Annotated in this window: 13 protein-coding genes; 4 read left to right on the top strand and 9 right to left on the bottom strand. The window is 66.3% G+C overall.

Annotation, left to right across the window (positions count from 1 at the left end):
* Window positions 1-80 precede the first annotated feature (80 nt).
* Both ACP7AS_RS01235 and ACP7AS_RS01230 read right to left on the bottom strand, forming a co-directional pair.
* Entirely contained in the window at window positions 81-1,394 is a 1,314-nt protein-coding gene (locus ACP7AS_RS01235) for a spinster family MFS transporter (protein WP_426027008.1), read from the bottom strand.
* A gap of 144 nt (window positions 1,395-1,538) precedes the next feature.
* The gene (locus ACP7AS_RS01230; protein ID WP_426027007.1) at window positions 1,539-3,737 is read right to left on the bottom strand and encodes a TonB-dependent receptor; all 2,199 of its coding nucleotides are present in this window, start codon (window positions 3,735-3,737) and stop codon (window positions 1,539-1,541) included.
* A 177-nt stretch (window positions 3,738-3,914) separates the two neighbouring features.
* Here ACP7AS_RS01230 and ACP7AS_RS01225 point away from each other — a divergent pair, with 177 nt between their 5' ends.
* On the top strand, window positions 3,915-4,625 hold the full coding sequence (locus tag ACP7AS_RS01225) for a TetR/AcrR family transcriptional regulator (RefSeq protein ID WP_426027006.1): 711 nt from the start codon (window positions 3,915-3,917) through the stop codon (window positions 4,623-4,625).
* On the opposite strand, the gene ACP7AS_RS01220 is transcribed toward ACP7AS_RS01225, so the two are convergent.
* Window positions 4,622-5,152 (bottom strand): DUF2306 domain-containing protein, encoded by a 531-nt coding sequence (locus ACP7AS_RS01220; RefSeq protein ID WP_426027005.1) that lies wholly within the window; start codon window positions 5,150-5,152, stop codon window positions 4,622-4,624. The two genes, ACP7AS_RS01225 and ACP7AS_RS01220, sit on opposite strands and share 4 nt — an antisense overlap.
* Before the next feature lie 97 nt (window positions 5,153-5,249).
* On the bottom strand, window positions 5,250-5,666 hold the full coding sequence (locus ACP7AS_RS01215; protein WP_426027004.1) for a DUF2141 domain-containing protein: 417 nt from the start codon (window positions 5,664-5,666) through the stop codon (window positions 5,250-5,252).
* A gap of 65 nt (window positions 5,667-5,731) precedes the next feature.
* On the opposite strand from ACP7AS_RS01215, the gene ACP7AS_RS01210 reads away from it, so the two are divergent.
* The gene (locus ACP7AS_RS01210; protein WP_426027003.1) at window positions 5,732-6,514 is read left to right on the top strand and encodes a LytTR family DNA-binding domain-containing protein; all 783 of its coding nucleotides are present in this window, start codon (window positions 5,732-5,734) and stop codon (window positions 6,512-6,514) included.
* 48 nt (window positions 6,515-6,562) lie between these two features.
* Here the strand turns inward: ACP7AS_RS01210 and ACP7AS_RS01205 are convergent, their stop codons facing one another.
* The 3 genes from ACP7AS_RS01205 to ACP7AS_RS01195 form a co-directional block, all read right to left on the bottom strand.
* Entirely contained in the window at window positions 6,563-8,023 is a 1,461-nt protein-coding gene (locus ACP7AS_RS01205) for a carotenoid oxygenase family protein (protein ID WP_426027002.1), read from the bottom strand.
* 102 nt (window positions 8,024-8,125) lie between these two features.
* Window positions 8,126-8,500: a DUF2141 domain-containing protein gene (locus ACP7AS_RS01200; protein ID WP_426027001.1), complete on the bottom strand. Its 375-nt coding sequence runs from the start codon at window positions 8,498-8,500 to the stop codon at window positions 8,126-8,128.
* A 205-nt stretch (window positions 8,501-8,705) separates the two neighbouring features.
* Window positions 8,706-9,461, bottom strand: a complete 756-nt coding sequence (locus ACP7AS_RS01195) for a hypothetical protein (protein WP_426027000.1) — start codon at window positions 9,459-9,461, stop codon at window positions 8,706-8,708.
* Between the two features lie 349 nt (window positions 9,462-9,810).
* On the opposite strand from ACP7AS_RS01195, the gene ACP7AS_RS01190 reads away from it, so the two are divergent.
* Entirely contained in the window at window positions 9,811-10,167 is a 357-nt protein-coding gene (locus ACP7AS_RS01190) for an endonuclease domain-containing protein (protein WP_426026999.1), read from the top strand.
* A 343-nt stretch (window positions 10,168-10,510) separates the two neighbouring features.
* On the top strand, window positions 10,511-11,173 hold the full coding sequence (locus tag ACP7AS_RS01185; protein WP_426026998.1) for a DsbA family oxidoreductase: 663 nt from the start codon (window positions 10,511-10,513) through the stop codon (window positions 11,171-11,173).
* 42 nt (window positions 11,174-11,215) lie between these two features.
* Here the strand turns inward: ACP7AS_RS01185 and ACP7AS_RS01180 are convergent, their stop codons facing one another.
* Together ACP7AS_RS01180 and thiC are read right to left on the bottom strand one after the other, a co-directional pair.
* Complete coding sequence (locus ACP7AS_RS01180) at window positions 11,216-12,895, bottom strand: DUF262 domain-containing protein (protein ID WP_426026997.1); 1,680 nt, start codon at window positions 12,893-12,895, stop codon at window positions 11,216-11,218.
* Window positions 12,896-12,987: 92 nt separating this feature from the next.
* On the bottom strand, window positions 12,988-14,817 hold the full coding sequence (thiC, locus tag ACP7AS_RS01175) for a phosphomethylpyrimidine synthase ThiC (RefSeq protein ID WP_426027488.1): 1,830 nt from the start codon (window positions 14,815-14,817) through the stop codon (window positions 12,988-12,990).
* Between the last annotated feature and the right edge of the window lie 161 nt (window positions 14,818-14,978).

Below are 14,978 nucleotides of genomic sequence, written 5' to 3'. Positions count from 1 at the left end.
AGGAGCCGCCGCAACGCTGGGGGAAGAGTTGCGGCGCTTATAGGGGCTGCGCCTTCGCAGGCGCAACCGTCACGCCCCGATCAATCCACCCAGTCCCGTTTCAGGCTGCGCGCGGCGATGATCAGCAGGATCGCCGCCAGGCCGTAGAACCACTGTCCAACGTACAGGGAATAGCGCAACGCCTCCTCGGCGAAGATCGGCGTCAGCGCCTTGGACACCGCTCCCAGCAGATAAATACCCAGGCCGATGCCGACCAGATTGTTGATCAGCAGGAAGCTGGCCGAGGCGGTCGAACGCATGTGTGCCGGCACCAGATGCTGCACAGAGGTGATGACCGGCCCCAGCCAGGCCAGGCTGAGCGCCTGAGGAACGAGGAACAGGGCGAAGGCCAGCCATTTGTCCTGGACGTTCATGGCCAGGAAGAACAAGGGCACGGCGATGATGAAGCCGATCGCGGGGACCAGCGGATACCAGGCCTTGCTCGTGCCCTTGCCGAGCTTGTCCGCCAGCCAGCCGCCGAACCAGATGCCGGCGGTGCCGCCGATGAAGGCGATACCGGCGATATAGACCGCGCGTTCGACCCCCGCCATGCCCATCGAGCGCTCGAAGAAGCTGGGCAGCCAGAAGGCCGAGCCATAGCCATAGACGGAGGAACAGGCGGCACCGAAGGCCAGGAACCAGAAGCTGGGCTTCTTCAGCAGCACGGCCCAGACCTCGCCGAACCCGGCGGCCTTGGTCGGCACATGCGTCACTTCCGGGGCACCGGCGACGGGCTCGGCGCGGTCGAAGCCGCCCCGGACCGGATCCTTGACGGTGAATTTCAGCAGGGGGGCGAGCATCAGCCCGGCCAGTCCGACGACGATGAAGGCCATGCGCCAGTCGATTAGGGCCGCCAGTATGCCGCCGAACAGATAGCCCAGCGCTGTCCCGATCGGCACGCCGAACGAATAGACGGCCAGAGCCCGGGCGCGCTGCGCCTTGGGGAAATAGTCCGAGACCAGCGAATAGGACGGGGCCACCCCGCCCGCCTCGCCCACGCCGACGCCCATGCGGGCACCAAACAGCGGCCAGAAGCTCATGGTCAGGCCGCACACGGCGGTAAAGGCGCTCCACAACGCCAGCGACACGCCGATGATCGAGACCCGGCTCATGCGGTCGGCCAGCCAGGCGATCGGCAGCGCCAGGGTGGAATAGACGACGGCGAAGGCGGGGCCACCCAGCAGCCCCATCTGGCTGTCGTCGAACCCCATTTCCTTCTGGATGTAGGGGGCCAGGATGGCGAGGATCTGCCGGTCGATGAAGTTGAAGGTGTAGACCACCATCAGCAGAGCCAGCACATAGGCGCGATAGCGTGGGTTGGCGGCGGGGCCGATGCCCTGGTCCGTCATGCTCATGGCGTTTCCCTCGTCCTGATTTTCTTGTGTGACGAAACGGTAGCGTTGCTTTTCGGCAGCGCCAAAGAAAAAGGGCGGCGGCTCAGGTGAACCGCCGCCCGTGATCAGTCGTGATCAGGCGTCAGGAGTCTCTTCCCCGCCGGATCAGAACTTGACCTGCAGCGAGGCGGTGACCGTCTGCGGCGGGCCGTAGTAGCCGATGATCGAGTTGTCGAAGAGCGCGCCCGGGAAGTTGTAGCCGCCGACGCGGTACTCCTCGTCGGTCAGGTTCTTGCCGTAGAGGCCCAGGGTGTAGCGGTCGCTCGGGTCGGTCCAGACGATCGAGAGATCGACCAGGCTGTAGGCCTGCTGATCGAGGATCGGGTTGGGGAACTCGAACATGCTGGAGTCGCCGCGATAGCTGACCGACGGGGTCACCGCCAGGCTACCGCCGGCGACGTTGCCGATCCAGGTGACGCCGAGATAGCCGGTCCACTCCGGGGCGTTCTGCAGCACCACCTGACTGGAGATGTCCTCGAATACCATGGTGGTCAGGTTGTAGCGCAGGAACTGTTCAAAATCTGAGTGCAGATAGCCGACGGCGAAGTTGGCGAACAGATTGTCGAGCACGCGCAGCCGGCCTTCGAACTCGGCACCATAGAAGGTCGAGGAGCCGACGTTATCGACGAAGCTGGCGATACTGGCACCGGACGGCACCTGGGTGGTGACCTGCTGGTCCTGGTATTCGTTGTAGAAGATCGAGGTGGCGAACGTCAGGCGATCGAGCGCACCCTTGAGGCCGATCTCATACGAGTCCACCGTTTCCGGATTATAGCCATTGACGGTGTTCGGCGTCAGGATCACGTCACCCCGCATGTCGAAGCCGCCCGACTTGAAGCCCTGTGAATACGAGGCGTAGGTCGTGACGTCGTCCGTCAGGTCAAAGGACAGGGCGATGCGCGGAGTGAACTGACTGAAATCCTTGGTGTTGGTGTAGTTGGACCGGACCAGCAGCGGCGCACGCACCGTGCCGCCCAGCAGCGGGCTACGGGTAGCGCCGAGATAGTTGGCGCGGAACACCGTCCCCCGCTTGTCGTCCAGCGTATAGCGGACGCCAAGACCAAGGTGCAGGCGATCGGTCAGGTCGAGGTTGACGTCGGCGAAGCCGGCCCAGCTCTCGGTGTTCACCTGGCCGTTGGTGCCGATCACGATCCCCGCTCCGGCGAGGACGGTGTCGAAGGCACCTTCCGCATGACCGTCGAGGTAGAAGAAGCCGGCCACGCCCTGGATCCGGTCGTAGTCGAACAGGAACTGGAACTCCTGAGTCAGCTGGTCATCGGCATAGAAGCCCGGGATGTCCAGCGTCGCAGACGGGGTGTTGTCGAAGTCGATCACGGTGGTGGTTTCGCCATCGCGCCAGGCCGTGATCGACTTGAAGGTCCAGTTGTCGTTCAGGTCGATCTGCACGGTCGCCGAAGCGCCCTGGCTCTCCACGGAGTTGACGTCGCCGAGGCCGGCCCGGGTGTCAAAGGCGTTGGGCAGGACTGCTCCGGCCGCAGTGGCACCGGCGACCAGACGGTGGCCGTGGCGGGGGTTGGAATCGTCCTGCACCCGGTCATAGGCCAGGCGGATCGACATCTCCTCGCGCGGCTCCCATTCGGCGCTGATACGGCCGGCCAGCACGTCCTTGTTATAGTGTTCGGCACCGGTGGTGAGGTTGGTTCCGTAGCCGTCGCGCTGATATGAGGCGATGGCACCGCCGACGCGGAAATTGTCAGCCAGCGGGATGCTGCCCACAGCCATCAGATCGATCTGGTTGTAGCTGCCGTAGGCACCACGCAGGGTCAGTTCCGGATCGGTCGACAGGGTGTTGGTGACATATTTGATTGCACCACCAACCGTGTTGCGGCCGTAAAGCGACCCTTGCGGACCGCGCAGCACTTCGATGCGCTGGACGTCGTAGATGTCGAGCACAGCGCCCTGAGGGCGGGCGACATAGACGTCATCGACATAGAGGCCCACGCCGGGCTCGAAGCCCCACAGAGGGTCCTGCTGGCCGACGCCGCGGATAAAGGAGATCAGCGTCGAGTTCGAACCGCGAGCGATCTGCACCGTCGCGTTGGGCGTCTGCTGCTGCAGGGCCGTGATGTCGGAGGCCCCGGTCTGCTCCAGCCGCTCCGCGCCGAGGGCCGAGACCGAGATCGGCACGTCCTTCAGAAGTTCATCGCGCCGGCGGGCGGTGACGACGACGTCGTCGACAGAGGTCGCCCCCTCCTGCGGTACGGCGTCCTGGGCCATGGCGAAGGTCGACAGCGCGCTCCAGGCGGCTCCGGCCAGCAAGGCGGTCTTTACGTAGCGATTCATGAGTATCCCCGATCCAATGGTTTCCAGCCCGAGACGCATTTATTCAGCGTTCAATGATTTTCGTGAACCTAGCCGTTTTCAGCGGGCTGTCAAACGGCGCAGCTTGTCCACTGTCAGCACCCGTCCGACCTGTGGCGCCGTTGCACAGGGGGGCGAATGCGGCCTAGCTTTGCAGCCATGACCAAGCTCGACGCTCCGGCCGCCAAACGCGGCCGCCCTCCGAAAGCCAAGGCCGAAGGCCTGGCCGATACGCGCGACCTGATCCTCGACGCGGCGGAGGACCTTTTTTCCAAGCATGGCTTTTATGGTGTCACCATTCGCGAGGTGGCGCGCGAGGCCGGCGTCGACACGGCTCTGGTGCACTATTATTTCGGTGCCAAGCGGGGCCTGTTCGACGCGGTCTTCCTGCGCCGCGCCGAGGTCTGGAACAACGAGCGGGTCGACGCCATCAACCGCTACGCCCGCGACGCAGAGCCGGGCGGCATGACCCTGGAGGGGCTGTTCGAGGCCTTTCTGCGCCCGCCGTTCCAGTGGTCGCTGAAAGGCGGGCCCGGCTGGAAGCATTACTCGGCGCTCGTGGCCCAGACCAACGCCAACCCGACCTTCGGCGGCGAGACCATGGCCCGCTACTACGACCCGGCCATCCGCCGGCTGATCGAGCTGATCAAGCTGATCCTGCCGCAGGCGCGCGATGTCGACCTGTACTGGGCCTACCACAACCTCTCCGGCGCTTTGACGCTGACGCTGGGCGAGACGGGCAGGCTCGATCGCCTGTCCAACGGCCTGTGCCGGTCGGGCGATCTGGAGAGCGCCTGTGACTACATCGTGCGGTTCGCCGCGGCGGGATTCCGGGCGGTGTGTGACGGTCCGCCCCGGGATCGAGCCTAGCCGAGGAACACCCGCCACATGAGGCGGCCCGGGAAGAAGGTGAACATGCCCGCGATCAGCAGGGCCCCGACGAACAGGCCCGTCATCCGGCCGCGGTGCGCCGCGATATTGTGGGTCCGCGCCGCATAGAGCGCCATTGGCAGGATGATGATGGTCCAGCCGGTGAACAGGTGGATCCACGAGAATGACCCGTCATTGATGTTGCGGATGAAGACCGAGCTGATCGCTACGGTTGCCATGGCCAGGGCCCAGGTCCAGCCGAGGGTCCGGTGCAGGATGTTCCCCTTGATCCCCGCCAGCAGAAGCACGCCGATCACCAGCGCCACGGTCGCTGCCGCGATATGCACCTGCAGCACCGGGGCCTGTGCGGCGAGCAACGCCCAGTCCGGGGCGTGCGGGCGGAGCGGCAGGCCCTGACCCGGAGCGGCGACGAACAGAAACCAGGCCAGCACGGCGGCACCGATGACGGGCGGCGCGAAGGTCGTCAGCCGGCGAAACGGGCTCAGGGCGGGAAGGACATGGCTCATGGTGCGTCTCCGTTGGAAGCCTGACCATTCTGGCCCGGACCCGGTGCCGGTCCAGTGCCGCTTCGCCAGCGGTCAGCTCCGCTTCGCCAATGGACGCCTATCTCAGGGTGAAGGCCTTTCGTGCGCCCGTGGAGGGAAGATCGAACGCGGCGGCGGCGAAGGGGGGCGGGCCGAACCGGCCGCGCGCGTCGTTGGAAAACCCGTAGGCCTCGCGCGGGAGGCCGATGGGCCAGAGCGTCAGCGCGCCGTTGCCGTCCGTGTCGTGAAACGCCGCCACGGCATAGCGGCCGGGAGCCAGTCCCGGAATCGTCACCGAGGTCACGGCTCCGCTGCGGGGAACGACCCGGGTCGCGACGGGTGACTCGCCACGCCGGAAGGCCTCGGCGTCGCGATAGACGGCGACGGCGATCGTCCCGCCCGCCCCGCGGGTCGACAGGGCCAGGGTGAGGTCTGCGGCACTTGCCGCCGGGGCGAACCCCAGCGCGATCGTCACAGCTGCGATTGCCAACTTCATCGAAACGCCTTTTCGTGGTCAGGATCCCTGCCCGACAAACACCTCCCGGAGACGTCCGTCCAGCCATGACCGCGCCGACCGTCTTCCAGCCCGCGCGAGCGATCCGCCCGGCGAACCTGGGTCTGCTGCGCGGCCTCGGCATCGCCGGTATCGCGGGCGTGGTGCTGGCCGTGCTGGGGGCGTTCAGCACCAGCAATGCGCCGCTGTGGCTGCGACTGGCCTACTGGGTGCCGGTGATGCTGGCGGGCGGGGCATGGGGTCATGTCTGCTCGCGGCTGGTCGACCGCTGGATCGACATGGACGAGCGGCCCTGGCTGGCGGTCCTGGCCCTGACCGCCGCCATCACCGGTCCGGTCTCGCTGCTGGTGTGGTTCGTCACGGGGGTGGTGTTCGAGGGTCAGCCCTATCCCCTGCGGACCCTGCCGCTGATGGTCGGCCCCGTTCTGACGATCACGGCGGTGATGAGCGCCATCAATGTCTTCGTCGCCAGGGCCCAGCCGGTCCAGACCCATGCGGCACCCGCCGGCTCGGCTCCGGCCCGGTTTCCGGACCGGCTGCCGCTGAAGCTGAGGGGTGCCGCGATCCGGGCGGTCCAGTCCGAGGACCATTATCTGCGCATCCATACCGACCGGGGCTCGGACCTGGTGCTGATGCGGCTGTCCGACGCCCTGACCGAGCTGGAGGGGCTGGAAGGGGCGCAGACCCACCGCAGCTGGTGGGTGGCGAAAGACGCCGTGCGCGGCGTGACCCGGGGCGACGGGCGGGCGACCCTGACGCTGGAGGGCGGGCTGGCGGCGCCGGTGAGCCGCCGCTTCGCCAAGGCCCTGCGCGAGGCTGGCTGGTACTGACGCCATTTTGTTTTGGCCTACCGCGCTTCGCGCTGCTTGAGGCCATGATCATCCCGCCCACACCCCGTGGAAGCCGGCGGGCAGGGCGATGTCGGCGCGCCAGCTGGCGACGGGGCCGTCGGAGACGCGGGCGGCGTTGAAGGCGTGGAGCTCGGTGACGCCCTCGGCCAGGTTGATCGAGGGGGCGATCAGCCAGGCGTCGGCCTCGTCCGGGCCGTTCGGCACGAACACCGCCTCTTCCATGATCTGGCTGTCGCCGAACAGGAAGCGGTCGGACCGGCCGCTGTCCCAGTCCCAGGTCGCCAGGCCGGTGGGCAGGGGGCGATCGGGGCGCTCGCCCGCGACATGGACGGTCAGGCGGCGCGGCAGGCCGGCGCGGCGGGGGTCGCTCTTGGGAAACTCGGCGGTGATGCCCGACGACGCCAGTTCGGCGCGGCCGTCGGTGTGCAGGGTGACCAGTTTCAGCACCGCATGTTCGCCGGGCACGACGCCGCGCTGTTCGACCAGAACCCGGGCCCCGTCCATGGCGAAGGTCACGTCCCTGGCGGCGGCGACGTCGAAACGGATCGTGCCCGAGGCGTCCTCCCAGGCATCGCCGAGGTGGAAATAGCTGAAGGTCGGCAGCTCATAGATCCGGCGGCGCGACAGGTCGGCCTTGTCGATGACCAGGACCTGGGTGCCCAGCTCGGGCCTCCAGGCGAATTGCGAGGCATAGGGCATGCCGCGGTGGTCAAAGACCCAGGGCTGGAGCACCAGGATCAGGTGCCGGGCCGTGGCGGTGAAGTCATGCATATAGCTGGCGCGCGGCAGGTCGATGACGTCGGCCGCCTTCAGGCTGCGGTCGGCGTTCAGATGCCAGACGACGGCCTTGTCGCCGTTCAGGCCGATGTTCCAGACCGTGCCGTCGGGGTCGTAGCGGGGGTGGGCCTGGAAGGGCATGCCCTTGAGGTCGTCGCGCAGGGTGACGAAGCGTTGGGTCGACAGGTCCGAGGCCGACAGGGCCATGGGCGCGCCGCCTTCCCACAGGGCCCAGACCTCGTTGCCGGCGGTCATGACGGCGGTGTTGGCGGCATTGGCGTCGTCATTGGAGCCGACACGGGCGCGGGCGTCGCCGGGGGTGCCGAAGCCGGGGGTGACGACGGCGCCGATCTCGGTCTCCCAGCGCCGCTTGGGGGTGTCGGCGAAGCGGGCGTCGAGCGTGACCTGGCCGTCGTTGACGCGGAAGGCGCGCATCAGGCCGTCGCCGTCAAACCAGTGGGTGGCCGAGCCGCCGGGCCGCCGGAATTTGCCGGGGCCGTTGCGGAACAGGGTTCCGGTAAGGCCGGCGGGTGCGCGGCCGTGCACCAGCCGCATGGCCCGGGGCGCGACGTCGGCCTCGAGGTCGGCGGTGGCCAGGGCCCAGTCGGCGGACACCTGCATCGCGGCCATGGCGCGGACGGTTTCCGGGGTGACGACGGCGGCCGAGAGGGCGGCGGCCCCCATGAGGAAGTTGCGGCGGGACGTGAGCATGGGATGTCTCCTGATGGGGTTACGGCGCGGCGAGCGACAGGCCGACTACTTGATGCTGATCGTCTGGGCGGTTTCGCCGGAGACGGCGAAGCGGGCGCGCTCTTAGGAGGCCGGGCCCATATTGCCGCGGGCGTTGTTGGAGAAGGCATAGGGCTCGGTCGGCATGCCGAAGGGGTTGGTGTCCATCTGCCCGTTGCCGTTGACGTCGTGGAAGGCCCGCATCGCATAGTCGCCGGCGGGCAGGTTTTCGAACCGGGCGACGACCGCCCCCGAGGCGGAGACGGCGGCCTGGGCGACGGGGGCCCCGCCATTGTACGCGGCTTCGGACCCGAACAGGGCCACCATGACCGATCCGGTCGCGGCCCCGGTCTCGAAGGTCAGGACGACCTTTGAGGTGTCGGCGGATTGGGCGAGGGCGGGGGCGGCGGCGGTCAGGAGCAGGGCAGCGGCGGCGGCGGCGGTGGCGAGGCGGATCATGGCGCAGTCCTTGGTCTGTGGGGCCCGACGACCGGGCCGTTGCGATGGACCCAAGGTGCGGCGGCCCCGGCGGCGACGCGAGCCGGATTGCAGGTTTGACCGGGTGCCGTTCGTGAATGGACGTCGGTGTCCGTTCACGAAGCGCGGATGAACAGCCCCTCGCCGCCGATCGCGCCGAACGACGCGCGGCGGGGTGACGGCGTCATCAAGGCGGGGCGGAGGGCTCGGGCACCGGCGGGTCGATTTCAGACTCCGGCGGGACGAAAACGGGGTCTGAATCGTCTGAATCGTCTGAAATCCGCCCGGCGGCTGCGCGGGCCTGCAGGGCGGTGAGCCGCGCGTCGATGTCGGCCACACCGTCGGCGTCGTCGGGGTCGAGGCGGGCGACTTCGCGGGCGAGGGCGGCGACGGCCTCCATCTCGCGCCCGACGGCGGCGATCGGGTCGGGCCGGGGCTGGGGCTTGGGCTCGGGTGCGGGCGGCACCGGCGCGGCGGACAGGGTGCGGTGGATGCGCAGCCAGGCGGCGGCCTCGGCGGCCCGCCCGCGCAGGATGGCGCGGTTGGCCCGCACCAGCGCCCGCGCGGCCATGTCGGACATTTCGGGCAGGCCCGCCTCGCGCTCGGCCTCGAGGTCGACGGGCTCGGGATCGGGCGCATCCAGCCGCCGCCAGCCCTGCTGGGCGGCGCGATGGCGCAGGGTGCCCAGCTTCAGGTCATAGCGGTCGCACACCGCCGGGGCCGCGTCGCCGGCCAGATAGTCGCGCCGCGCGGCGTCCCAGACCGCGTCCGAGCGAATGGCATAGCCGCCGGCCTCGCGCTCTGGTTCGGGCAGGTCGAAGGGGGGATCGTCGGGCCCGTCGTCATCGGGCCGCGACGGCCGGATGTGGTCGGGGATGTAGAGGGTGTCGCCATCCTCGGTCTGCTCCCACCGCCCCGCCGCGATGATCCTCGGTTCGTCCATGGTGTTCCCCTCCTGTGCGTCCGCGCGGGCGGAATCATACGGGGGGTTTGGAGCGTGCGAGGCTGGCGGGGGTGCGGGGGCGGGATTCGCCGGGCGGGGCGGGGTTCGGGGGGGTGCAGCAAAATCCCTTCTCCCCTTGCGGGAGAAGGTGGCCCGGAGGGCCGGATGAGGGGTCTGTGTCCGCGTTCCGACTGCCGGAAGGTCAGCGGTTTGTCGGAGTGATGGGTGTTTCACCCCTCATCCGACCTCGCTCCGCTCGGCCACCTTCTCCCGCAAGGGGAGAAGGGGCACCTACCAGCGGTCGCAACTGCGTCTATCCTTCCCGCAGGCTCCGACCTAGCCTCGCCCCATGCTCAAGCCCTCCGAGCGTACCCGGACCAACGCCCGTCGTGGTCGCAGCGATCCGACGTTGCCCGAGGCCGTCTTCTGGAAATTCCTCCGGGACCGTCGTCTGGAAGGCCTGAAGTTCCGGCGGCAACTTCCCCTCGGGCCCTACATCGCCGACTTCGCCTGCCCCTCGATCCGGCTGATCGTCGAACTGGACGGCGGGATCCACGCGCTGCGGGCCGAAAGCGACGCCGCGCGCGACGCCTGGCTGACGGCGAACGGCTGGACAGTGATGCGTTTCGCGATCGAAGCCGTGCTGACCCATCCCGCACTGCTGTTCGAGGCCGTGCGGCACCACGCCCGGCTGATCCGGCGTTGAGGCGTCCTCGTACCCCTCATCCGACCTCGCTCCGCTCGGCCACCTTCTCCCGCAAGGGGAGAAGGATTTCGATGCGGGCCGGATGAGGGGTCTGTTTCCGGCGGCAGGCTGCGAGCGATGAGCGGTCCACGGGCGGCAGCGGCGCAGGCACCCCGCTCCTTCTCCCCTTGCGGGAGAAGGTGGCCCGCGCAGCGGGCCGGATGAGGGGTCTGTTTCCTCAGCCGGGCTACGAGCGATGAGCGATCCACGGGCGGCAGCGGCGCAGGCACCCCTCATCCGCCCCTCCGGGGCACCTTCTCCCGCAAGGGGAGAAGGACCATGTACGACGTAAAGGAGCCCCCCCATGCCCAAGACCCTGCACATCGATTTCGTCTCGGACGTCGTCTGCCCCTGGTGCGTGGTCGGGCTGGGCGGGCTGGAGGCGGCGCTGGCGACGCTGAAGGCCGAGGGGATCACGGCGGAGATTCATTTCCAGCCGTTCGAGCTGAACCCGCAGATGCCGCCCGAGGGCGAAAACATCGGCGAACATGTGGGCCGCAAATACGGCTCGACCCCCGAACAGTCGGCGGCCAACCGGGCCATGATCACCGAGCGGGCGGCGGACGCCTGGCCGGGGTTCGAGATGCGGATGGGGCCGGACAGCCGCATCTGGAACACCTTCGACGCCCACCGGCTGCTGCACTGGGCGGGGACGGTGGGGATGGCGGAACAGAGGGCGCTGAAAGAGGCGCTGTTCCGCACCCATTTCACCGCCGGCCAGGCCCTGCCCGACGCCGCTGTGCTGGCCGATGCGGCGGTGGCGGCGGGGCTGGACCGGGACAAGGCGGTCGAGGTCTTGGGGGATGGTCGTTATGCCGCCGAGGTGCGGGCGGCGGAGGCGCTGTGGGTCTCGCGCGGGATCAACGGCGTGCCGGCGGTGGTGGTGGAGGGGAAGTGGCTGATCTCGGGCGGGCAGCCGGCGGGGGTGTTCGAGGAGGCGTTGCGGGGGATGGCGGGGGAGGGGTGAGGCCCTTGGTCGAACGAGAGGGACGGAATTTCGGCACCGTTGCTAAACTGGCCAAATTTCCGGAACCAGCTGAGCCAGTTCAGCTTGCCGTCTGGTGATAAGTTCGGTGGACCATTCGTCGAACCCGAGAAGTTCTTTCGTCAGCTCAAGCTGCGACGCCTCGTATCGAACCTTCTTTGCGGGAAAGTCAGCATTTCTGAGTTCGGCATTTATCCGCGCGCTTAGGAGGGTGAGGTTTCCGACCCTGTTCACCCATCGCTCGTGCTGCGGAAGTCGGCGTTCATCCGGTGGAGTTTGGGGATAGATGTGCTCGACATGAACCCTGCTTGGGACGGCAATGTCGAGTTCCTCCGTCACTCGTTTTTGCTGCTCTAGCTTCCGAAGCAGGTATCGCTGCGTGCTGCGGTTCGTCACAGAAAGCCTCTCAAAGGACGCCCTAACCTCGGCGTCATCCGGAATGACGGCGCTTATCAGTTCCCGAACGTGCTCGACCCCGTTTCCATCCCGGAGAGACCGGGCTGCATCATAGACAACGTTCTCGAGGCGGCTGTTGTCGCGCTGTGCGATAATGGAGTGCCGGACATAGGAGTTAATCGCGAGCCTCACGAGGTCCGCCTGCTGGGCGACATTCGCACATTGCTTTACCGCGAGAACGTAAGGGAAAAGTATTGCAGCCCCGGCCCCTAACATAAGGATATCTCGGAGGAGTTCCTGTAGGACCACATCATCGTCCCGACCAGAAACGATCTCCCGATAAACGTCGGAAGCGTCGCTAAGGCTCCGCGACAAGACAACACTGTCGATGTGGTTATCTAGTATGAACTCTTTTATCTCTCTATAAAGGCTTTGCGTTTTCACATCTCCATAATGTGAAATCCAGTAGTGCCGGAGAAACGACTTTATCTTGTTGTCCGAATCAAACTGAAGCACATCTCGCCATAAATCTACGACGGTGGGTCTGTTTGCAGCTCCTGCACGGCTCATTACCAAGTTCCGGAGCAGGTCCGGCGTCGAGAGGCCAATGCCGCGATCGTTCAGGGTTTCAAACACATCTGACGCGCTATCTTCGTCAGTTGACGAGACTTCGATAACGCTCACCATCTCAGTCAGAACGGACTGAACTCGTATAGCTCGCTCAAAGCCCTGTTGTGGTGTCCCTTGTCCACATTCCAAGTCGAGCGCGCCTTTTAAGAACTCACGCGCTTCCAAGATCAGGTGATGCGAAGGTAAATCCCCGACTGGTGCCTGATACTCAGGCCCCTTATATTCCAGTATCAGTCGTTTAAAATACTCGCGATCGTATTCATTTAGGGTAAGTTTATAAACGTATGCGTTGGACGCATCGTCATAGTCTGCCAAGTATCTCTGTTGAATGCGGATGGCGGCGTTCTCCCTAAACGCCTGAATATAATCTCTTATGCAAGACAGAAGTATTGCAGATGTCGCGACTCGTTGTTGACCATCTAAGAGGAGGTTGCGGCTGTGATAGCCCGAAACGAGAACGATCGAGCCTAAGAAATACTCTCGGCCGGTGTTTCCCGGACTTCTGGCATCAAAACGCTTTAGGTCGTTCCAGAAAGTCTCAACATGTTGCTTCGTCCAGCTGTAACTCCGCTGCCAGTCTGGCACGACGAGGTGAGGGCTCGCCATTGAGAGCAGTTGGCCAATCTTGCGCTTGTTAGGCTGATAGGTTTCTGGCTGCGCCAGCTGTTGATCGACCATTGCTGCCCCCGATTTCGTTCCATCCGACTACGACTGCAATCGCATGTCTAGCCGAGGAGAGGCGGCAACCGTACTGGTTGAAATAGTCGCCCTCAAACCTTCACCTCGATGGCCCCGCCCCCGGCCCGGAATTTTGCGCTCATCTCCGCCATTCCGGCCTCCGCCTCCGCCAGCGAACCCCCCGCGTCGTTCTGCGCCTGCGCATCCCGGCGGATGTCCTGGCTGATCTTCATCGAGCAGAATTTCGGGCCGCACATGCTGCAGAAATGGGCGGTCTTGTGGGCCTCTTTCGGCAGGGTGGCGTCGTGGTATTTGCGAGCGGTTTCGGGGTCGAGGCCGAGGTTGAACTGGTCTTCCCAGCGGAACTCGAACCGGGCGCGGGACAGGGCGTCGTCGTGCATCCGCGCGGCCGGGTGGCCCTTGGCCAGGTCGGCGGCGTGGGCGGCGATCTTGTAGGTGATGACGCCGTCCTTGACGTCCTGACGGTCGGGCAGGCCGAGGTGCTCCTTGGGCGTGACGTAGCAGAGCATGGCCGTGCCGAACCAGCCGATCATGGCCGCGCCGATGGCCGATGTAATGTGGTCATAGCCGGGGGCGATGTCGGTGGTCAGGGGCCCGAGCGTATAGAAGGGCGCCTCGTGGCAGTGTTTCAGCTGCTCATCCATATTGGCCTTGATCTTGTGCATCGGCACGTGGCCGGGGCCCTCGATCATGACCTGGCAGCCCTTGGCCCAGGCGATCTTCGTCAGCTCACCGAGGGTCCGCAGTTCGGCGAACTGGGCCTCGTCATTGGCGTCGGCGATGGAGCCGGGGCGCAGGCCGTCGCCGAGGCTGAACGACACGTCATAGGCCCGCATGATGTCGCAGATATCCTCGAAATGCTCGTAGAGGAAACTCTCGCGGTGATGCGACAGGCACCATTTGGCCATGATGGAGCCGCCGCGTGAGACGATGCCGGTGACGCGTTTGGCGGTCATCGGCACGAAGGGCAGGCGGACGCCGGCGTGGATGGTGAAATAGTCGACGCCCTGTTCGGCCTGTTCGATCAGGGTGTCGCGGAACACCTCCCAGGTCAGGTCCTCGGCGACGCCGTTGACCTTCTCCAGCGCCTGATAGATCGGCACGGTGCCGATAGGGACGGATGAGTTGCGGATGATCCAGTCGCGGATGTTGTGGATGTTGCGGCCGGTCGACAGGTCCATGACGTTGTCGGCGCCCCAGCGGGTGGCCCAGACCAGTTTGTCGACCTCGTCATCGACGCTGGAGAGGACGGCCGAGTTGCCGATGTTGGCGTTGATCTTCACCAGGAAGTTGCGGCCGATGATCATCGGCTCGACCTCGGGGTGGTTGATGTTGTGCGGGATGATGGCGCGGCCGCGGGCGATCTCCTGACGCACGAACTCGGGCGTGACGAAGTCGGGGATGGAGGCGCCGAAATCCTCGCCGTCGCGGATGCAGGGGGCGGACTGCTCGCGGCGCAGGTTCTCGCGGATGGCGACGTATTCCATCTCGGGCGTGATGATGCCGGCGTTGGCGTATTCGTACTGGGTGACGGGGCGGCCCTCGACGCCCTTGAAGACCTTGTGGTGCGAGGTGTCGAAACGGGGGGCCAGGTTCTTGCCGCTGGCGTGACCGTTGTCTTCCGGCTGGACCTCGCGCGGGTTCAGGACGGGGGCGATGTCGCCGCGGTCGAGCTGCCAGCTGGATTTGACCAGGGGCAGGCCGCGCTTGATGTCGATGGTCACGGTCGGGTCGGTATAGGGGCCCGAGCTGTCATAGATGGTCAGCGGCGGCTCATTGGCCGAGGGGTGCAGGGCCACCTCGCGGAAGGGCACGCGGATGTCGGGGTAGAGCTCGCCCGCGGCATAGACCTTGTGCGACCCGGCGCGCTCGCCGGTCGGGATGGTGCCGGTCTCGCGCATGACCTCGTCGCGTGCGTCTTTCAGAGCCAGATCGACATTGGGCTCTTCGGGGGTGACGGGCGGGGTGACGGCGATGTTCATGGCGGCCTCTGTACGTTGAGGTCTGCCGACTCCGGGCGCAGATCGCTTTCTCACCGTGCATCCCGGCGAAGGCCGGGATC

The sequence above is a fragment of the Brevundimonas sp. TWP2-3-4b2 genome (assembly GCF_049897345.1).
Lineage (GTDB): Bacteria > Pseudomonadota > Alphaproteobacteria > Caulobacterales > Caulobacteraceae > Brevundimonas.
This window is presented reverse-complemented; position numbering and strand designations above follow the sequence as displayed.

Coding starts and splice junctions, on each gene's coding strand:
- ACP7AS_RS01235 (WP_426027008.1), bottom strand. CDS start 1,394: ATGAGCATGACGGACCAGGGCATCGGCCCCGCCGCCAACCCACGCTAT.
- ACP7AS_RS01230 (WP_426027007.1), bottom strand. CDS start 3,737: ATGAATCGCTACGTAAAGACCGCCTTGCTGGCCGGAGCCGCCTGGAGC.
- ACP7AS_RS01225 (WP_426027006.1), top strand. CDS start 3,915: ATGACCAAGCTCGACGCTCCGGCCGCCAAACGCGGCCGCCCTCCGAAA.
- ACP7AS_RS01220 (WP_426027005.1), bottom strand. CDS start 5,152: ATGAGCCATGTCCTTCCCGCCCTGAGCCCGTTTCGCCGGCTGACGACC.
- ACP7AS_RS01215 (WP_426027004.1), bottom strand. CDS start 5,666: ATGAAGTTGGCAATCGCAGCTGTGACGATCGCGCTGGGGTTCGCCCCG.
- ACP7AS_RS01210 (WP_426027003.1), top strand. CDS start 5,732: ATGACCGCGCCGACCGTCTTCCAGCCCGCGCGAGCGATCCGCCCGGCG.
- ACP7AS_RS01205 (WP_426027002.1), bottom strand. CDS start 8,023: ATGCTCACGTCCCGCCGCAACTTCCTCATGGGGGCCGCCGCCCTCTCG.
- ACP7AS_RS01200 (WP_426027001.1), bottom strand. CDS start 8,500: ATGATCCGCCTCGCCACCGCCGCCGCCGCCGCTGCCCTGCTCCTGACC.
- ACP7AS_RS01195 (WP_426027000.1), bottom strand. CDS start 9,461: ATGGACGAACCGAGGATCATCGCGGCGGGGCGGTGGGAGCAGACCGAG.
- ACP7AS_RS01190 (WP_426026999.1), top strand. CDS start 9,811: ATGCTCAAGCCCTCCGAGCGTACCCGGACCAACGCCCGTCGTGGTCGC.
- ACP7AS_RS01185 (WP_426026998.1), top strand. CDS start 10,511: ATGCCCAAGACCCTGCACATCGATTTCGTCTCGGACGTCGTCTGCCCC.
- ACP7AS_RS01180 (WP_426026997.1), bottom strand. CDS start 12,895: ATGGTCGATCAACAGCTGGCGCAGCCAGAAACCTATCAGCCTAACAAG.
- thiC (WP_426027488.1), bottom strand. CDS start 14,817: ATGCGCGAGACCGGCACCATCCCGACCGGCGAGCGCGCCGGGTCGCAC.